Source organism: Sphingobium sp. B2D3C (assembly GCF_025961835.1).
Taxonomy (GTDB): Bacteria; Pseudomonadota; Alphaproteobacteria; order Sphingomonadales; family Sphingomonadaceae; genus Sphingobium.
Map to the genome: position 1 here is coordinate 116,682 of NZ_JAOQOK010000001.1, position 17,684 is coordinate 134,365.

Annotated in this window: 16 protein-coding genes; 7 read left to right on the forward strand and 9 right to left on the reverse strand. The window is 64.7% G+C overall.

Going from position 1 to position 17,684, the window contains the following annotated elements; translation table 11 throughout:
- Window positions 1-66: 66 nt before the first annotated feature.
- The gene (gene bla, locus M2339_RS00455) at window positions 67-963 is read left to right on the forward strand and encodes a class A beta-lactamase (protein ID WP_264606115.1); all 897 of its coding nucleotides are present in this window, start codon (window positions 67-69) and stop codon (window positions 961-963) included.
- 151 nt (window positions 964-1,114) lie between these two features.
- Here the strand turns inward: bla and M2339_RS00460 are convergent, their stop codons facing one another.
- Both M2339_RS00460 and M2339_RS00465 read right to left on the reverse strand, forming a co-directional pair.
- Entirely contained in the window at window positions 1,115-1,930 is an 816-nt protein-coding gene (locus M2339_RS00460) for a ferredoxin--NADP reductase (protein WP_181560632.1), read from the reverse strand.
- Window positions 1,923-2,351, reverse strand: coding sequence for a hypothetical protein (locus M2339_RS00465; protein ID WP_264606116.1), 429 nt, complete (start codon window positions 2,349-2,351; stop codon window positions 1,923-1,925). Before M2339_RS00465 ends, M2339_RS00460 begins: the two co-directional genes overlap by 8 nt.
- A gap of 439 nt (window positions 2,352-2,790) precedes the next feature.
- Here M2339_RS00465 and M2339_RS00470 point away from each other — a divergent pair, with 439 nt between their 5' ends.
- Entirely contained in the window at window positions 2,791-3,921 is a 1,131-nt protein-coding gene (locus M2339_RS00470) for an aminotransferase class V-fold PLP-dependent enzyme (protein WP_264587865.1), read from the forward strand.
- Window positions 3,922-4,013: 92 nt separating this feature from the next.
- Here the strand turns inward: M2339_RS00470 and M2339_RS00475 are convergent, their stop codons facing one another.
- From M2339_RS00475 to M2339_RS00490, 4 genes are all read right to left on the reverse strand, one after another.
- Window positions 4,014-4,436 (reverse strand): hypothetical protein, encoded by a 423-nt coding sequence (locus tag M2339_RS00475; protein WP_264606117.1) that lies wholly within the window; start codon window positions 4,434-4,436, stop codon window positions 4,014-4,016.
- Window positions 4,437-4,497: 61 nt separating this feature from the next.
- Window positions 4,498-5,100, reverse strand: a complete 603-nt coding sequence (locus M2339_RS00480) for a JAB domain-containing protein (RefSeq protein WP_264587863.1) — start codon at window positions 5,098-5,100, stop codon at window positions 4,498-4,500.
- Between the two features lie 126 nt (window positions 5,101-5,226).
- Window positions 5,227-7,749: an ABC transporter permease gene (locus M2339_RS00485; RefSeq protein ID WP_264606473.1), complete on the reverse strand. Its 2,523-nt coding sequence runs from the start codon at window positions 7,747-7,749 to the stop codon at window positions 5,227-5,229.
- Between the two features lie 8 nt (window positions 7,750-7,757).
- The gene (locus M2339_RS00490) at window positions 7,758-8,459 is read right to left on the reverse strand and encodes an ABC transporter ATP-binding protein (RefSeq protein WP_264587862.1); all 702 of its coding nucleotides are present in this window, start codon (window positions 8,457-8,459) and stop codon (window positions 7,758-7,760) included.
- Here M2339_RS00490 and M2339_RS00495 point away from each other — a divergent pair.
- From M2339_RS00495 to M2339_RS00505, 3 genes are all read left to right on the forward strand, one after another.
- Complete coding sequence (locus tag M2339_RS00495) at window positions 8,458-9,210, forward strand: arylesterase (RefSeq protein ID WP_264587861.1); 753 nt, start codon at window positions 8,458-8,460, stop codon at window positions 9,208-9,210. The genes M2339_RS00490 and M2339_RS00495 overlap by 2 nt on opposite strands.
- A 90-nt stretch (window positions 9,211-9,300) precedes the next feature.
- The gene (locus M2339_RS00500; protein WP_264587860.1) at window positions 9,301-10,008 is read left to right on the forward strand and encodes a toll/interleukin-1 receptor domain-containing protein; all 708 of its coding nucleotides are present in this window, start codon (window positions 9,301-9,303) and stop codon (window positions 10,006-10,008) included.
- 591 nt (window positions 10,009-10,599) lie between these two features.
- A complete protein-coding gene (locus M2339_RS00505; RefSeq protein WP_264587859.1) occupies window positions 10,600-12,225 on the forward strand; it encodes an NAD(P)/FAD-dependent oxidoreductase in 1,626 nt (541 codons plus the stop codon).
- Window positions 12,226-12,402: 177 nt separating this feature from the next.
- Here M2339_RS00505 and M2339_RS00510 read toward each other — a convergent pair whose 3' ends face one another.
- Together M2339_RS00510 and M2339_RS00515 are read right to left on the reverse strand one after the other, a co-directional pair.
- Window positions 12,403-12,843 (reverse strand): aconitase X swivel domain-containing protein, encoded by a 441-nt coding sequence (locus tag M2339_RS00510; RefSeq protein WP_264587858.1) that lies wholly within the window; start codon window positions 12,841-12,843, stop codon window positions 12,403-12,405.
- Complete coding sequence (locus M2339_RS00515; RefSeq protein ID WP_264587857.1) at window positions 12,840-14,129, reverse strand: aconitase X catalytic domain-containing protein; 1,290 nt, start codon at window positions 14,127-14,129, stop codon at window positions 12,840-12,842. The genes M2339_RS00510 and M2339_RS00515 overlap by 4 nt, the downstream gene beginning before the upstream one ends.
- Before the next feature lie 201 nt (window positions 14,130-14,330).
- Between M2339_RS00515 and M2339_RS00520 the strand changes: the two genes are divergently transcribed.
- On the forward strand, window positions 14,331-15,146 hold the full coding sequence (locus M2339_RS00520) for an arginyltransferase (protein WP_319801019.1): 816 nt from the start codon (window positions 14,331-14,333) through the stop codon (window positions 15,144-15,146).
- A 1,015-nt stretch (window positions 15,147-16,161) separates the two neighbouring features.
- On the opposite strand, the gene M2339_RS00525 is transcribed toward M2339_RS00520, so the two are convergent.
- Window positions 16,162-16,650 carry a GAF domain-containing protein gene (locus tag M2339_RS00525; protein WP_264587856.1) on the reverse strand — a complete coding sequence of 163 codons (489 nt, stop codon included), beginning with the start codon at window positions 16,648-16,650 and terminating at the stop codon, window positions 16,162-16,164.
- A gap of 119 nt (window positions 16,651-16,769) precedes the next feature.
- On the opposite strand from M2339_RS00525, the gene M2339_RS00530 reads away from it, so the two are divergent.
- A complete protein-coding gene (locus tag M2339_RS00530) occupies window positions 16,770-17,651 on the forward strand; it encodes a hypothetical protein (protein ID WP_264606118.1) in 882 nt (293 codons plus the stop codon).
- Window positions 17,652-17,684 lie beyond the last annotated feature (33 nt).

Below are 17,684 nucleotides of genomic sequence, written 5' to 3' on the forward strand. Positions count from 1 at the left end.
CCGGGCAACGCGCGGCGCAGTCAGGAAGGGTTGGCGAAACCGGTTCGTCCCGCTTATCAAAGCCGGATGATCGATCGTCGCGATTTTGCCCTGGCTATGGGCGCGAGTGTTCTGCTGGCCGGCTGTGCCGACAAGCGGGAGGGGATGAATGAACCGGTGGCCCGCCTGCAGGCGATGGAGCGCGCGATCGGCGGCAGGCTGGGCGCGCTCGTGCTCGATACCGGCAGCGGACGCAGCTTCGGCTGGCGGACTGACGAACGCTTCTGTCACTGCTCGACCTTCAAATTGTCGCTGGCGGCAATGACCCTGCGCGAGAGCGACGCCGGGCGCCTCGATCTGGCGGAAGAGCTGAGCTTCAGCCAGGCGGACCTCGTCGCCTACGCGCCGGTGGTGGAGGAAAATCTCGCCAGAGGGCGCTTGCCGATCTTCAGCTTGGCCCAGGCGATTCAGATCACCAGCGACAATGCCGCCGCCAACATCCTCATGCGCCGGCTCGGCGGCCCGGAAGCGTTGACCCGCTTCTGGCGGGAGATTGGCGACAGCACGAGCCGGCTGGATGGCTATGAGCCGGAGATCAATGTGATCCCGCCCGGCACCGAGCAGAACAGCACAACGCCAGCGGCGATGGCGCAAACCGTGCGCAAGATCGTGCTTGGCGATGTGCTCAGCGCGGCCAGTCGCGACCGGCTGAGGGAGTGGATGGTGCAGACCCAGAGCGGGCGCAATCGCATCAGGGCCGGCATTCCCACCGATTGGCAGGGCATGGACAAGACGGGCACCGGGATGCGCCAGGGCGTTGGCAACAAGACAAACGATCTGGCGGTGTTGGTCCCGCCGGGTGGACGCAGTCCGCTGATCGTGATCGGTTATGTCGAGACGCCGACCTTCGCCGAAGACGTCCGGCCGCAAGACGAAACCGCGCTCAAGGCGCTGGGCGCGCTTGCAGTCAGTTGGAGCGCCTGATCGCCGTGGGCGACCAGGATTTCGTTATTCCCGCGCTCGCGGAAATCCAGTTCCACGCCTGCGCCGGGAAGTAACGTCCGAGCTGGATTCCCGCGTTCGCGGGAATGACGAAGGTGAAGCGCCTTCGCGATTAACCCTCTGCACCTAAAACCTAATCCACGAACGCCCGCTCGATCACATAATCCCCCGGCTTGGCATTCGAGCCCTCCTCAAAGCCGAGCGCGTCGAGGCGGGCGGAAAAGTCGCGGATCATCGCCATCGATCCGCACATCATCACCCGGTCGGTTTCGGGGTCCAGGCGCGCGGGGCCGCTCAGGCCGCGGAATAGCGTGCCGTCGTCGATCAGGGCATCGAGCCGCCCCGTGGTGCGGAAAGGCTCGCGCGTCACCGTGGGGCAATAATGGAATTGCAGCAGGGCCTGATCTTGCACCAGCGGATCGCCGGCGAGCTGGCTTTCCAGATCGGTGCGGCATGCCAGATCGGCGACCGTGCGCACGCTGTGCGCGAGCATGACCTGGCCGAAATACTCATAGACATCCGGATCGCGCACGAGGCTGAGGAAGGGCGCGAGGCCCGTGCCGGTGGAGAGCAGGAACAGGCGGCTGCCGGGCCGCAGGGCGTCCATCACCAGCGTGCCGGTGGGCTTGCGGCCAAGATAGAGACGGTCGCCGGGCTGAATCTTGCACAGGCGCGAGGTGAGCGGGCCATCCTCGACGCGGATCGAGAGAAATTCCAGTTCCTCGGCATAAGCGGGGCTGGCGATGGAATAGGCGCGCAGCAGCGGCCGCCCATTCTCACCCGGCAGGCCGAGCATCACGAACTCGCCGGAGCGGAAGCGGAAGCTCGCCGGCCGCGTGATCGCGAAGCTGAAGAGATGGTCGTTCCAGTGCTTCACCCAGCGAACGGATTCCACGCTGAGTGCGCCGGTCGGCTCGAGCTCGAAGCCGTGATGGGTCATGTCATTCATTGGGGAACCTTACAGTGGCGGGATCGAACATGGGCAGCGCGGGCCAGAGTTCAACCGTCCGTAGCGCCGCGCCGAGCGAATCCAGCGCCATACGTAGCGCCGGGGCGCCCTCGGGCTGCACGACAAGCGCGACCGTCGCGGGCGTTCGATCTGCGTGCGCCCCGCCCGCCAGGCGGATCAGGCTGAGCAGAAGCGCCTCGCCATCGCTGAGCCGGGGGCAATCGACGTCCGCAAAGGACAGCTTCTCGCGCGCGTGACGGTTCAGCACCGCCATCATCATGTGGAAATGCGGGAAGCCGGCCATGAGATCCGCCTTGTGAAAGGCGGGGCCGACATCGCCGCACGGGCAGCGCCCGCAAGAGACCGCCTTTGCCCAATGCCGCATGGCCCAGACGAGCAGACGGCCGCCACGATCGAGCAAGGAAAGCGGGCAATCCAGAAACGCATACATAGGCAATCTCTCCCGTGGCAGTCAGGGGCGATGGCAGGCGGCGCTGGCGCCGGCAAGGCAAGCGCGCATATCGCCGGTGGAAGGACGTTCCCGGCCCGCTGCACCTGCAGGCCGGGAACGTCCGCGCCGCGCGAAGAGGGGTTCGCGCGGGTGAAGGCGTTGCGGTTGCATCATCTGCTAATGACAATGAATCGCATTAACAGCGTCATGCCGATCCCTGTGGACGTCGTCAAGCGCGATCTGCATCTTTCGCTTCATCCAAGCACCGAGCGGTGATGCGAAGGATCAACTGGCATCCCGCACCATGCCCCGCTATGCGCGGCCAGCGGCGATTGCACGGCATCGAGTCAGCGCCGTCGCACGAACGGGCAGCATCAGGATGCGCTGCCTGAAGCAAGGAGAACCATCTATGCCCGCCCTGCGCCCCGATATCGATCCCGATGGCCTGCTCGAATATTCGGTGGTCTTCACGGATCGCTCGCTCAATCATATGAGCCAGGCTTTCCAGGGCGTGATGCGCGATATCCACGCCACCTTGTGCGAAGTCTACAACGCCGAGCGCGCGGTGGTCGTCCCCGGCGGCGGCACCTATGCGATGGAGGCGGTCGCCCGCCAATTCGCCACCGGCGAAAAGGTGATGGTCATCCGTAACGGCTTCTTCTCCTATCGCTGGACGCAGATTTTCGAGGCGGGATCGATCCCCGCGTCGGAAACGGTCATGAAGGCCCGCCGCATCGGCAATGGCGGCGCGGACCAGCCTTTCGCGCCCGCGCCTGCCGACGAGGTCGTCGCCACCATCCGTGCCGAGCGGCCCGCCGTCGTCTTCGCCCCGCATGTCGAGACCGCGTCGGGCATGATCCTGCCGGACGATTATATTCGCGCCGTCGCGGACGCGGTGCATGAGGTCGGCGGCCTCTTCGTGCTCGATTGCATCGCATCGGGCTGCATCTGGGTGGACATGGTCGCGACCGGCGTCGACATCCTCATTTCCGCCCCGCAAAAGGGCTGGTCCGCGCCGCCGTCGGCCGGGCTGGTGATGATGAACGCCGCCGCGCTGGAGCGCTGCCGCGCCCGCCAGTCGACCAGCTTCGCGATCGATCTCGCCAAGTGGAACAGCATCATGGAAGCCTATCTGAACGGCGGCCATGCCTATCATGCCACCATGCCCACCGATGCCCTGCGCACCTTCCACAAGGCGATGATGGAAACCAAGCAAATCGGCTTCGAGACGCTGCGCGCCGCGCAATGGGAGCAGGGCAATGCCGTGCGGGCGATGCTGGCGGAGCGCGGCGTGCGGTCGGTCGCCGCCGATGGCTTTGCCGCGCCGGGCGTGGTCGTGGTGTTCACGAAGGATGCCGCGATGCAGACCGGCAAGCCCTTCGCCGCGCTCGGCCTGCAGGTCGCCGGCGGCGTGCCACTGATGGTGGATGAAGGCCCGGATTATCGCAGCTTCCGCATCGGCCTCTTCGGCCTCGACAAGCTCAAGGACGTGCCCGCCAGCCTCAAGCGGCTGGAAACGGCGTTCGATCAGCTGTTCTGAGCTGGTCCGTCAGCCCTCTCCTGGAACAGGAGAGGGTTGGACTGGGCTGGAAATCAATGCTGCTCTTCAACGGAGTGAGAGCAAAAGGGGGCCTATTTGGAACCCACGCCATTGCGGACGATCAGCTTTCCATTGTCTTCCGCGATCAGAGCTTTGTCGCCGTTATAGCGAATATGGCTGCGCGCCATTTTTGCACATTCGGCGTCATGATTGATTTGGCGCGCGACCCATCGTTTCCAGGCAGGCTGCTGCAAAGCCCGGCACTCGGCTTCATAAATGCCGCAACTATGGGCGGCCCGCATTTCTTTGATTAACAGCAGCCAACGACTTCGATCTTTCGGAATGCCCTCCTCTGGAGGCTGGCGGTCATAGTCCACACGGTCTTCTGGGCTTTCCATAAGCCGATCATAGCGATCACTTTGTTCACTGCCCATGCCTTTTCTGAGATATTGCTGTGGGCCACAGAGCATCAAAGTGGACTGACTGCATCCCCAGCAGGTTCTGCCAGCCGACATGGCCTGAAGCCGCTTCCTTCAGCCGTGCCAGGCCTGCGAGCCATTGCCGCAACCCCGCCCGCTACAACAGGCCGTGTTCGGCGAAGCTGAAGACGGCCTGACCGGCAAAAACCCAGTGGTCTGCGACTTGAATGTCCAAGGGGCGCGCCGCTTTGCAGATTTGGTCCGTCATGATCCGGTCGGCCTTGCTGGGTTCGGCGATGCCGGAGGGGTGGTTGTGGGCAAGAATGATGTGCGCCGCCCCGAGGATGATCGCGGTCATGACGATTTCGCGGACATAGACCGGGGTGCTGTCATATCCCCCGGACCAATGAGTACGGCTCTCGATGACGTGTTTGAGCTGGCTCAGATAGACCACATGGAAGTGCTCGATCCGGCAATGCCCGATTTCCGCAGCAAGGTGACGCTTCAACTTTTCGACATCGAGGGGCTGCGTGGTCTTCAACGCTTCGGATGCCAGCACGCTGAGATGAAGGCTCCGAAAGTCCTTGATCGCGCGTATCTGCGCCTCCGAAGCGCCCCGCAATTTGAGGACGTCCGGTGGAGCGTGGACCAGCTCAGCCAGCGAGGCGAATTGCCTCGAAAGCTGCTTTGCTATCGCCCATGGCCGCGGCAGGCCGTAGAGCGCAAAAAGACCTGTCAAATGGCTCAAGGAATGCTTCATCGGCCGTTTGATGATCCGTTAAATGGTCATGCTTCTGAGATGCATTAACCATAAGAGGGACCCTAGGCGCCTGTAAAGCGGACTTATGTCTACAAGTGCACATAAGCTGTGGACAAATTTCTACCCTTACAATTCCCGCAGGGCCCGCGAGGGCCGCAGCGACATCAGTGGGATCGATCCCGCCAGCCCGATGCCTAGCGTGATGATCGCGCCGCCCGCCAGTGTCGCCAGCACCACGCCCCAGTCCGGCGCCCAGCCGAACTCGAAGACCTGCACGATCACGTACCAGGCCGCGCCCATGCCCAGCGCCAGCGAGACCAGCGCCAGCGTGGCAGCGAGCAGCGCATATTCCATCGCCTGCGTGCCGAGGATCTGCCATCGCGTCGCGCCCAGCGTCTTGAGGATCACGCTGTCATAGCTGCGCGCTTGCCGCGAGGCAGCGATGGCGCCGATCAGCACGGCGACGCCCGCGAAGATAGCGATGGAGGCCGCCGCCACGATGGCGCCGGACATCTGCTCGAGCAGCCCGCTGATCTGCTCGACCACTTCGGCCACCGCGATGACCGAGACGCCGGGGAAAGCAGCGAGCAGCGCGCGCGTCACGCCCGCGCCTTGCGCCTCGTCCATGGTAATGGTGGCGGTGAGGCTGTGCGGTGCACTCGCCAAGGCGCTGGGCGAGAAGACCATGACGTAGTTGAACCCCATGCTGTCCCAGTTCACCTTGCGCAGCGAGGCGATTTTGGCCTCGATCTCGCGGCCGAGCACGCTCACCGTCATGCTGTCGCCGATCTTGAGGTTGAGCGTCTTCGCGGCTTCCTCGTCCAGCGAGATGAGCGGCGCCCCGGCATAATCGGGCGCCCACCATTGCCCTGCGACCAGATCGCTCCCTTCCGGCAGGGTCGCGCTATAGGTCACGCCGCGCTCGCCGCGCAGGAACCAGGCGCCCTCGGGCAGTTCCTCCATGTCGGCGACGCGCTGCCCGGCATAAGCCACGATGCGCCCGCGCAGCGCCGGCACGACGTTCAGCTCCGCCGCCGGCGCCTCTTTCGCTACGATCTGCCGGAAGCGCGCTTCCTGATCGGACGGGATATCGAGCACGAACTGGTTGGGCGCCTTCTTGGGCACCGTCCGGTCGATCTCGGCAGTGAGGCTGGTCTGCACGCCGGCCAGCGTGACGAACAGCGTGAGGGCAAGGCCGAGCGCGATCACCAGCGCGGACGTCTGCGCGCCGGGGCGATAGAGATTGGCGATGGCGAGGCGCCAGAGCGGCCGACGCGGGCGAGGCACCCGCCGGGCGATCGCGCTGATCCCCCAGCCAAGCAGCAGCAGCAGGCCGAGCACCGCCGCCGTCGCCCCCAGCACTGCAGCCGAGAACAAGGGCTCGCGCGCCGTGCCGAGCGCAATCGCCAGTACCGCCAGCACGCCCAGCACCACGCCCGCGACGCTGCGCCGGTCCAGCCGGCTGCGCGGCTCGACATGCGCGCGCAGGATCGCGGCGACCGGCAGCGTCCGCGCGCGGTCCAGCGGCGGGAGGGTGAAGATATAGGCGATCAGCAGGCCATAAGCCGCGCTGGTGATGAGCGGCAGCGGATGGATGCGGAAGCCCGGCTGCACCGGCAGCACATCGCCCAGCACGGCAATCAGCGCCGGCGGCAGCAGCGCGCCCACGATCAGCCCGCAGGCAATGGCAATCGCCGCCACGGTGCCGATCTGCATCAGGTAGATGCGCTCGATATCCGCCGACGTCGCCCCCAGCACCTTGAAGGTCGCGATGCCGCCGCGCTTGATCGCGAGATAGGAGGAGACGCCATTGCTCACCCCGATGCCCGCGATCACCAGCGCGGTGAGGCCGATGAGCGAGAGGAACTGCCCCATCCGCTCGATGAACCGGCTGGTGCCCGGCGCCGCATTCTCCCGGTCGCGGAACGACCAGCCCGCCTCGGCCTGCTCGTCCTCCAGCCGCTTGCGCAGCGCCTCGACATCGGTGCCCGGCGCCACGCGGACGCGATATTTGCTCTCATAGAGGCTGCCCGGCTGGATGAGGCCCGTGCGCCGCAGCCCGTCGAGCGAGACGATGGCGACCGGGCCGAGGGTGAAGCCTTCGCCCACCCGGTCCGGCTCCTCGGCGATGATGCCGGCGATGGTGAAGGTCGCGGTGCCATAGCGCAGCGCATTGCCGGGCTTGATCTGCAGCCGCTCCGCCAGCGCCTCGCCGATCAGGATGCGGTCGGCGGGCAGCGGGGCATAGCTCCCCGCGCGGAGCAGCAGCGTGCCATAGAGCGGATAGGCGCCATCGACGCCCTTGAGTTCGGTCAGCACCGCAGCCGGGCCATCCGTATCGCCGGCCCCCATTGCATTCGCCATCGCCCGCAACCGGATTGTCTCGCTCATCGTCCCCAGCGCGCGTAGCGTCTGCTTCTCGGACTCGCTTGCCTCGCGCTGGCTCATCCGCGCCTCGATATCACCGCCCAGGATCGTCTGCCCCCGTGCGCTAATCTCGCTGGTGATGGAGGTTGTCAGGCTGCCGATCGCCGCCAGCGTCGCCACACCGAGGAACAGGCAGACGAACAGCAGCCGCAGCCCTCGCAGGCCTGCATTCAGGTCGCGCCGGGCAATCGACCAGCTTGCCTGCAGGCCCAAAGCCCTCATCCGCGTCGTCATGCGGGCGCGCCCTCCACGATCAGCCCGTCGCGCATTTCCACGATGCGGTTGCAGCGCTGGGCCAGATCGGGGTCGTGGGTGATGATGATGAGCGTCGCCCCGCTCGCCTGCTGGCGGGTGAAGAGCAGGTCGATGATCGCCGCGCCGGTGTGCCCGTCCAGATTGCCCGTCGGCTCATCGGCAAAGATGATCTGCGGCCCCGGCGCCACCGCGCGCGCAATCGCCACGCGCTGCTGCTCCCCGCCGGAAAGCTGGGCGGGATAATGGTCGACGCGATGCCCGAGACCCACCGCCGTCAGTTCCGCGCGCGCTCGCGCAAAGGCGTCCTCAAGCCCCGCCAGCTCCAGCGGCACGGCGACATTCTCCACCGCCGTCATCGTCGGCAGCAGGTGGAATGCCTGCAGCACGATGCCGATCTGGCCGCGCCGCGCGCGCGCCAGCCCGTCCTCATCCAGCGTGCTGAAATCCGTGCCCGCCACGCTCACGCTGCCGCCGCTCGCCTGCTCCAGGCCGGAGAGCACCGCCATCAGCGAGGACTTGCCGGATCCCGAGGCGCCGAGGATCGCAATGCTCTCCCCGCGCATTATGTTCAGGTCCACGCCCTTGAGGATATCCACCTTCGCCTCGCCCGTACCGAGCGAGAGGGTGACATTGCGGGCGCGGATCGCGATATGGGAGGCATCGATGGGTGCATGCATGCGGAAAGGGCCTCGCGTGGCAAAGACGTTTACTCGTTATGGTGTCTCACTGCTGCTTGTCCAAGCACTGCTCGCCTGTTCTCCACAAACTCCCGACACTCAGGGGGGTGCTGGTGCCGGCAATAACGCCGCCGCAGCCCTCTCCAATACGGCAAATGGCCCTGACGCCCGCAGCGCCCCGGTCGCGGACCGCAAGCTGGTCGTGGTGTTCGGGGATAGCCTCTACGCCGGCTATAATCTTGGGCCACGCGAGGGCTTTGCCCCGGTGCTGGAGCGCGCGCTGGGGGGGCAGGGCGTGCCCGCGCAGGTGGTCAATGCCGGCGTCTCGGGCGATACCACCGCAGCCGGCCGCCAGCGCCTCGCCTTCACGCTCGACGGGCTGGAGCGCAAGCCGGACCTCGTGATCGTCGGCCTCGGCGGCAACGATATGCTGCGCGGCCTGGAGCCAAAGGAAACGCGCGCCAATCTCGATGCGATCCTCGCCGAGCTGCAAAAGCGCGGCATCCCCATCATGCTCACCGGCATGGTCTCCGCCCCCAATATGGGTGCCGACTACGCCAAGGCCTTCGATCCGATCTTCACCGATCTCGCGAAGAAATATGACGCGCCGCTCTACCCCTTCTTCCTCGATGGCGTGATCGGCAATCGCACCCTCATGCTGGCGGACGGCATCCACCCCAACCCGCAAGGCGTGGAGAGGATTGTGGGACGGGTTGGGCCGATCGTTGCGGGGGTGTTGAAGGGGGAGTGAGGGGCCGCTCGGCTGTACGCCCGCTCTGTCTATGCGGTCTAGTGCATTATTGGTGTTTTCGCTGGTCTCAATGTCGAATAAGAGCAAGCCATGCGGGCAGCTGAGCGGATGGAGTTGTTAGAGAAGGTCGGTACTGAACTGCAGCGCCGGTATACCTTCACTGATATCGACGCCTTTTTTGCAGCGTTGAATATTTCGACTGCAAGTGTGGAAACTTGGGGCGGCGTTAATAGCAAACGCGTCTATGCGAAGGCCGTTTTATCGCATGTTCCCGAGAACGATTTGCTGCGTGTGGCGCAGGAGCTTGATCTTGTTCCAGCGGGGAAGTTTGAGGCGGTCAAGCCGCCGATGAACTGGCAGGGAACAAAAGCATTTCGCCTGTTCATTTCGCATATCTCAAAAGACAAGTTGATTGCGACCCGGCTGAAAAAGGCCTTGGCTTCGTATGAAATCGCCGGCTTCGTTGCGCACGAAGACATTCATCCCACCTTGGCATGGCAAGATGAAATCGAACGCGGATTGCAAACCATGGATGCGCTGATTGCAGTTCACACTCGCGGATTTAAAGACTCAACGTGGTGCCAGCAGGAGGTGGGTTTTGCGCTCGGCCGCGGCACCAAGGTGATCTCATTCAAGATGGACGAGGACCCGACCGGCTTTATCGGAAAGCATCAAGCGCTTCCGCGTAAGAATCGGACGGCAGAGCAGATCGCAGAGGAGATCGACAAGCTTTTGGAGATCGATCCGAGGACAACGGAGCGTCTAAACGAAGCGAGGGATAGTGCTATTCCGTTCTAGACGGGATAGAAAAATTTTGAATATCGTAACACTTTAAGCCATCGCGGTAGCTGCCTGCCTGGACGTGACCGTAGTCCTTCTTGTAGCGGCCATAAAATCGCTGATAACCGGCATTCCTCTAGAAAGATTGGTAGAGTGATTTCGATCCTTCAAGCTGGCATTTTCCTATTGTTGCTATTCGCTGGCTTGCGCGCATTTCAGATGTTTCGGACAGGCACGATCAAAACCTTTGACGAAGACGGACCAGTCTTGTTTATAACGCGGCGAGATCAGCCGCTCATCTATTGGACAATTATTGTGTGCTTTTATGTGGTTTTAACGGTCGTGGCGGCTTGCGCTGCTGTATTATAGTTCGTGCGTGAATTGCCGATGCGTGCAGATACAACTTAAACGTCGCCGGTTCGCTGAGCACCCAAAACTCGCCAATTGAAACCTTTAGACGTTGCCTGAAAGCAGCTGGTCGGTCAGCCTTGGGGCCTGCCTAGGCGGCCTAGCTAACTTGTTTTCAATAAAATTCCGGCGCTTGGAAAAATCAGGTTCGCACCCATCACCCCCATTCCCCTTCCGCCTCACACGCGCTAGGGCGGCGCGATGATCCGCCTGACCGGTCTCACCCTGCCTCTCGATCACCCGGACGATGCGCTCGCGCCCGCCATTGCCGCGCGCCTGGGCATTCCGCAGACCGATCTGCTCAGCCATGAGGTCGTGCGGCGCGGCAATGATGCGCGGCGCAAGAGTGCGATCCTGCTCGTCTATTCCGTGGATGTCGCCCTGCGCGACGAAGCCGCCGTCCTGGCGCGGTTCGCGGGCGACAAGGATGTGCGGCCGCGCCCGGATACGGATTATCGCTTCGTCACCCGCGCGCCGGAGGGCTGGTCCGGCCTGCGCCCGGTCGTCATCGGCGCCGGGCCGTGCGGTCTGTTCGCGGGGCTGATCCTCGCGCAGATGGGCTTCCGCCCGATCATTGTGGATCGCGGCAAGGTGGTGCGGGAGCGGACCAAGGATACCTGGGGCCTCTGGCGCCGCTCACAGCTGAACCCGGACAGCAATGTCCAGTTCGGCGAGGGCGGGGCGGGCACCTTTTCGGACGGCAAGCTCTATTGCCGGGTGAAGGACCCGCGCTTCCTCGGCCGCAAGGTGCTGGAGGAGTTCGTCCGCGCCGGCGCGCCGGAGGACATTCTCACCGAGGCACATCCGCACATCGGCACCTTCCGCCTCGTCACCATGGTGGAGAGCATGCGCCGCACCATCGAGGCGCTCGGCGGCGAATATCGCTGGCAGACGCGGGTGGACGGGCTGGAGCTGGATCGCAGCCCGGATGGTAACATGGCCCTGCGCGGGCTGCATCTGCACGACGGGAGCTTCCTGGAGGCCGATCATGTCATCCTCGCCGTGGGCCACAGCGCCCGGCCGACTTTCGAGATGCTGCACGAGCGCGGCGTGTTCATCGAGCCCAAGCCCTTCTCGCTCGGCGTGCGCATCGAGCATCCGCAGGCCTGGGTGGATGAGGCGCGCTACGGGCGATACGCCAAGCATCCGGTGCTGGGGGCAGCGGCCTATAGCCTCAGTCATCACTGCGCGAACGGGCGCACGGTCTACAGCTTCTGCATGTGCCCCGGTGGCCGGGTCGTCGCGGCAACATCCGAGGAAGGGCGCGTCGTCACCAATGGCATGAGCCAATATTCCCGCGCCGAGTTCAATGCCAATTCGGGGCTGGTGGTGGGCATCGATCCCGCGCGCGATTATCCCGATGGGCCGCTGGCGGGCATCGCGCTGCAGCGGCATTGGGAGTCGCTGGCCTTCGTCGCGGGCGGCTCCAACTATTGCGCGCCGGGGCAGACGGTGGGGGATTTCCTGGCCGGACGCGCCTCCACAGAGCTGGGCAGCATCACCCCCTCCTACAAGCCGGGCGTGACGATGACGGACCTATCATCGTGTTTGCCGGATTTCGTGCTGGAATCCTTCCATGAGGCGATCCCCGCCTTCGGCCGCCAGATCGCGCGCTACGATCATCCCGATGTGGTGATGACTGGCGTGGAAACGCGCACCTCCTCACCGATCCGCATCACGCGCGGCAAGGATTATCAGAGCCTCAACGTCGCGCGGCTGTTCCCCGCCGGCGAGGGCGCGGGCTATGCCGGCGGCATCCTCTCGGCGGCGATGGACGGCATCAAGGTCGCCGAGGCCGTGGCGCAGAGCATCATGGCGCGGCGGTAAGGTAGCGAGCCGAAGCCTGCGCGGATAACTTCACGCCCGGTTCCTCTTCGTCATTCCCGCGAACGCGGGAATCCAGGTCAGCGCTTGCGCTATGGGGCAGTGTCGAAGCTGGATTCCCGCGTTCGCGGGAATGACGAAGGATGAGGATCACGGGAAGGCCGATCCGCACACCCCCGTTCACCCCGGCCTGCGATCCCAAACCGTAATCGTCCCGGCATCGCCATCCACCCGCACCCAGTCGCCGGTGCGGATGGCGTCGAGCGGGTCCTGGTCGCACTCGGTCACGGTCGGCGTGCGCATCACCACCGCGCCGAGCGCGGCCTTGGTGGTCATGATGTTGAACACCATCGCCACCGGTGAGGCGCCGCGCAGCTTGGACATGTGGAAAATGCTCGACCAGCCCGAGGAACCCTTGGCGCCGGGGAAGACCAGCACCTTGCCTGCAAAGCTCTGGCCCTTCAGCTCATGGCGGCTCTCGATCACCGTGCCGCTCATCGGGTTGACGCCGCCCCAGCCGGAGATCGTCTCGCGCGTCACCAGCGCCTCGCCCTCGGCGACGCCGGGCACGACAGAGCGACCGCGGATGATGAGGCGGGGCTTGTCCAGAACGTCGCTCATGCCAGGGCTCCTTTCCACTTGCCGGTACAGGCGGCGTCCACGCAGTCGGCGGTGGTGCCGTACCAGCCCTCGATGCCCATCATCGCGGGCAGATAATGCACCTGCTTGGCGCTATCGAGCGCTGCGACCTTCGTGCCCTTGGGCACCGCCTGGCTGATCGCCGAGCAGGTGTCGGTCATGAGGTAGGCGCCCGCATCGCGCAGGATCTTGGAATAGCCATTGGCGTCCGCCGTCGCCTTCACCGCCCGGCTGGTGAACACCCACAAAGCGCTGTTGGCGCTCACCTTGCGGCCCTCGATCAGCGCGCAGACCTGGGCGATTTGCTCGATGGAATAATGCGGGCAGCCGAGCATGACATAATCGACATCCTCGCTGGAGCCGACGCTGTTCAGCGTCTCGTAGATGCGCCGCCGGGCCGCCGCGTCATAGACGAAGCGCTCGCCTTTCGCCGCGCCGCCGAAGGCCGTCTCCACGCTCGGCGCCTCGGGGGTGATGCCGACCATGTGATACATCTCGACGCCGCCGGACGAGGCCGCGGCCGCGCCGAAATGCTTGTGGCGGATGAGGCTCGCCTCGCTGATGTCCCCGGTGATGACGGGGATCGTGTCCTGCACGGCATCGCCGACGAAATAGCCGAGCATCCCCCATTCGAAGATGCTGTCGACCGGCACCTGCACGTCCACGCTATGCTGCCCCTTGCGGAAGTCGTCGCGGTGGAAGCCCCAGTCGGGAATGCGCTTGGCCAGCATCGCGGCGCTGGTGGATTCGCGTCCCTCGCAATTGGTCCGCGCGCCGATGACGGAGTTGGCGAACACCACCGCGCTCGATTCCATCCACGCGCAGTGCTCGCCCATCACCGGCACGTTGCCGGCGAGATAGGGCGTGCAGGTCTTGAGGATCTGGATACCGTGGGCGGCGACTTCCGCCTCGTCGGAGACGAAATTGTCGTGCGCCTCCGCCGTCATGCCCTGCTCCTGCCACAGCGTGGGGTCCATGCCGCCCTGCAGATGGCAGGAAAAGGCGTTCATGCGCGGCACGTCCACCACTTCGTCGCTGTCGAGATCGAAGCGGGAGAAGACGGCGCGGTAATCGCCGCCATCCGCCGCGTAATAATCTTTCACCCATTGCGGGGCGGAGCCGGGCACGCCGGCAACGTTGTTTGTCTCGACGAAGCGCTCCGCGCCAAGCGCGTCGGCATAGCGGATGAGCAGTTCCATGGCTTTTTGGGTCGCGGCGCCGGACTCTCCGTCCAGCATGGCTTGTTCGGCATCGGTCAGCATCACCATGGCAGGCTCTCCAATATTCGTTACCTTACTATCGATCAGGACGGCGCGAGAAGCAAGGCTCGTGATTGTCGCGCAGCGCGAAGTCTGCCCCATCGGGCACAGAAAAATCCGTGGTAAATGCTCTTTTCACACTGGGGGGATAGAGGCATAGTCTCTTGAGCCATTGAATCACGGGCCTTTGCCGGGCCGCTGGGAGTTGATGTGAGCGCTGCTTTCCGCTTTCCGCGGTTCTTCATGACCAATGCCGGACCGTGCCCCTATCTGCCTGGGCGTACGGAGCGGAAGGTGTTTACCGAGCTGACCGGCGAGCACGCGTCCGAGCTCAACGACGCGCTGGGCCGCATCGGCTTTCGCCGCAGCCAGAACGTGGCCTATCGCCCGAGCTGTGCGGATTGCACGGCCTGCGTCTCGGTGCGGATCGTGGCCAACGAATTCAAGCCCAATGCCACGCAACGCCGCCTCGTGCGCCGCAATAGCGATCTGGTGGTGCGGGCGTGCAAGCCCTGGTCCACCGACGAGCAATTCTCGCTGCTCCAACGCTATCTCGCCGCCCGCCACCCGACCGGCGGAATGACCGAGATGGACGAGATCGATTTTGCCGACATGGTCGAGCAGACGCCAGTCGAGACCTATCTCATCGAATATCGCGAGCCAGACGAAGACGGACGCCCCGGTCGGCTGATCGGCGCCTGCCTGACGGACAAGCAGGGCGATGGGCTGTCGATGATCTACAGCTTCTTCGAGCCAGAGCTGGAAGGCCGCAATGGCCTCGGCAGCTACATCATCGTCGACCACATCCTGCGCGCCCAGCGCGCCGGCCTGCCCTATGTGTACCTCGGCTACTGGGTCGAAGGCTCCGACCGGATGAATTACAAGGTCCGCTATCAGCCGATGGAAAAGCTCGGCCGCGCCGGCTGGGAGCGGCTGGTGCTGCCGGCAGCCTCCGCAGAAACGCAAAGCGCTGTGCGCCCGGAGCAGAGCCTGACTCGCGACCATGAGGGGCGGGTTCTCAAGTAAGAGCGCAGTTGTTCGCGATGGCGTGCGAAATGACGTCCAACGCTCACCGTCACCCCGGGCTTGACCCGGGGTCCCGCTAGCCCTTCTTGTGAGAACGTAATTCGCACCAAGCTTTTGCAAGAGAAAGTCGCGGTGTGTTCGGAGCGGGCCCCGAAAGAAGCTGGACCCCGGGTCAAGCCCGGGGTGACGATGGGGACGAGGCTAGAACGTCTTAATACTCTGGCGCCCCGCTTATCGGAGCCCAGATGGCGGTAATCTTAGCCACCTTCGGAGGAGGGGAGGAGCACCTGCGAAGTCGTCGCGTCCTGGCAGCTAGTTCTAGACCAAAGCTCGGCCCATCAAGCTATACGAACGCAGAAGTTATGTGGCTATCCAGGCGTTGTCGGAACAGCTCGATGATGGCAGACGGCATTTATGTCACTCTACCCCAAATGCTGGATTTTTTCGGCTCTCGTTTTGCTCGAATTCTTCAGCGCGCCCATATGGATACCACTGCTGAACCGGACGTTCGGTGATGCGGGAATGTTCGTCGGCGCAGTTTTTTGGATCAGCCAATGGGTCTTTGCGATGTGCGAATTCCGCTGCCCAAGCTGCGATCTCTCACCCTTTCAAAGTAACAAAGGCTTCGTCGCATGGTTCACGCCATGGCCCAGATCTACCTGTGGTGATTGCGGACGAAGCCATCGGTCCTGCGATAGCATTGACGTCAGCTAAGTCGTGACGCCAGAACAGGCTGCCTTTCAAACGCGATCCAAAATGCCGATCGCTCCAACGCCAAACCTCCCCAGCCACCCAGCACCAAAACGCTAAGGGTCCGGCCGCTCGAAAGCTGCCGGACCCCTGCTGGAAAGCCCCCCGGTTCCAGTTCGCTCGGGGCGTGTGGCCGCGATGTTGCGCCTTGCGGCCATGCGCCTTGGTGTGAGCGATAAGGGGAGGCTATCAATGCCTTACCGGCTTGGCGAGTCCGCTCGCCCCGTCGCGCGTCCCAAAGTGGATCAGCCGAAAGGCCCCTGCGTCAGCCTGCCAGAGCGGGGGCGATTGCTGCGCAGAGCGCGTCCAGCCCGGCGGCGTCGGCCTCGTCGAAGCGGGCGGGGCGGGGACTGTCGAGATCGAGCACGCCGATCAGCGCGCCCTTATGGATCACCGGCACGACCAGTTCCGATGCAGAGGCGGCATCGCAGGCGATGTGGCCGGGGAAGGCGTGGACATCCTCGACGCGCTGGACCTGCCGGGTCGCCGCAGCCGTACCGCACACGCCGCTGCCCAGCGCGATGCGGATGCAGGCCGGCTTGCCTTGAAATGGGCCGAGCACCAGCACCTCATCCACCAGCCGGTAGAAGCCGGCCCAGTTGAGGTCCGGGACATATTGCCAGATCAGCGCTGCGACATTTGCCATATTGGCGATGGCGTCTGGCTCGCCCTCGGTCAGCGCGCGCGCCGCAGCGAGGAGATCGGCATAAAGAGCGGGCTTGTCGCTGCCCGTTGCGGGAGAAAAATCGTACATGCCTGCCCATTTAGGTGCCGCCTGCCACCCGCGCCAGCCTCTTGGCTCTTGCGGATCGGGCCGCCGCATGGTCTTCAGGCTCAGGATTATCGGGCGGTTAACGAAACGGGGAAGCAGCCATGGAGCCGATCGGGCAGACAGGCGTGAGCGAAGCGGAGGAGATGCGGGCGCTGGGCCGGGACGTAGGGCGCCGTGGCGTGGAGCGGCTGGGCGCCGGCATGACGCGCTTGGTGGAGGAGACCTCCGCGCTCTATCGCTGGGCGCTGACGATGCTGGTTCTGCTGAATGCCGGCGGCCTGTGCCTGAGCCTGCTCGCGCGGGACAGCCTCGGGCCGGATGCCCTCTCGCAAGTGGCTCTGACCTTCTTCGGCGGCATGATGATGGCGCTGCTGGCGGCGCTCGTTGGCCTGGCGCTCACGGTCCCACTGGCTGGAGCGATGCGGCGAGCGATGACGGATTGGACCGAGGTTTCTCTCTCCGGCGAGCTGAGCGATGCGGCGACGACCTCCGCCCGCTACGTCCGCCGGATGGGGACGGTGTGGATCGCCGCAATGGGCCTGGTCGGACTGATTGCGCTGGCTTTGTTTGCGGCGGGGGCGCTCATGCTCGGCGAGCGGCTGGGCGCCTTCGGTCCCTCGAGCGAGCCCGCCGCTACGGTGGAGAGCGCGGCGCCCGAGGCCGCTGCGAACAGCACCGCGCCCGCCATTCCTCTCCCTGACGCCGCCGCGCCGCCGGTGTCGGCGGTTGCGCCGGCGCCCAGTCCTGCCGCGCGCCCGGCCCAAATTCGAACACAGGCGCAGCCACGCGCCGCGACAGCCGCACCTGCGCCCGCAGCGCGGAGCGAGCGGCAGGCCTCACCGCCGCCGGTCCGATCCGCGCCTGCACGCACCACATCGCAGCCCGCGTCTGCGAATCCGGCCCCGCCTCCCGCCGCGTCCTCGCCTTCGGTGCCGAGTGAGGCGCCGCTGCTGTCTCCCGGCGCCCCCACCACCGGAAACTGATCGTCAGGCCCGGCAGCGATTGGCTCTTGCGAC

Bases quoted from the DNA above. Each gene is read 5' to 3' on its own strand.
- M2339_RS00525 (WP_264587856.1), bottom strand. From the start codon at position 16,650: ATGTACGATTTTTCTCCCGCAACGGGCAGCGACAAGCCCGCTCTTTAT.
- M2339_RS00475 (WP_264606117.1), bottom strand. From the start codon at position 4,436: ATGTCGGCTGGCAGAACCTGCTGGGGATGCAGTCAGTCCACTTTGATG.
- M2339_RS00500 (WP_264587860.1), top strand. From the start codon at position 9,301: ATGCGGGCAGCTGAGCGGATGGAGTTGTTAGAGAAGGTCGGTACTGAA.
- M2339_RS00490 (WP_264587862.1), bottom strand. From the start codon at position 8,459: ATGCATGCACCCATCGATGCCTCCCATATCGCGATCCGCGCCCGCAAT.
- M2339_RS00510 (WP_264587858.1), bottom strand. From the start codon at position 12,843: ATGAGCGACGTTCTGGACAAGCCCCGCCTCATCATCCGCGGTCGCTCT.
- M2339_RS00480 (WP_264587863.1), bottom strand. From the start codon at position 5,100: ATGAAGCATTCCTTGAGCCATTTGACAGGTCTTTTTGCGCTCTACGGC.
- bla (WP_264606115.1), top strand. From the start codon at position 67: ATGATCGATCGTCGCGATTTTGCCCTGGCTATGGGCGCGAGTGTTCTG.
- M2339_RS00495 (WP_264587861.1), top strand. From the start codon at position 8,458: ATGCGGAAAGGGCCTCGCGTGGCAAAGACGTTTACTCGTTATGGTGTC.
- M2339_RS00460 (WP_181560632.1), bottom strand. From the start codon at position 1,930: ATGAATGACATGACCCATCACGGCTTCGAGCTCGAGCCGACCGGCGCA.
- M2339_RS00515 (WP_264587857.1), bottom strand. From the start codon at position 14,129: ATGGTGATGCTGACCGATGCCGAACAAGCCATGCTGGACGGAGAGTCC.
- M2339_RS00530 (WP_264606118.1), top strand. From the start codon at position 16,770: ATGGAGCCGATCGGGCAGACAGGCGTGAGCGAAGCGGAGGAGATGCGG.
- M2339_RS00485 (WP_264606473.1), bottom strand. From the start codon at position 7,749: ATGAGGGCTTTGGGCCTGCAGGCAAGCTGGTCGATTGCCCGGCGCGAC.
- M2339_RS00505 (WP_264587859.1), top strand. From the start codon at position 10,600: ATGATCCGCCTGACCGGTCTCACCCTGCCTCTCGATCACCCGGACGAT.
- M2339_RS00470 (WP_264587865.1), top strand. From the start codon at position 2,791: ATGCCCGCCCTGCGCCCCGATATCGATCCCGATGGCCTGCTCGAATAT.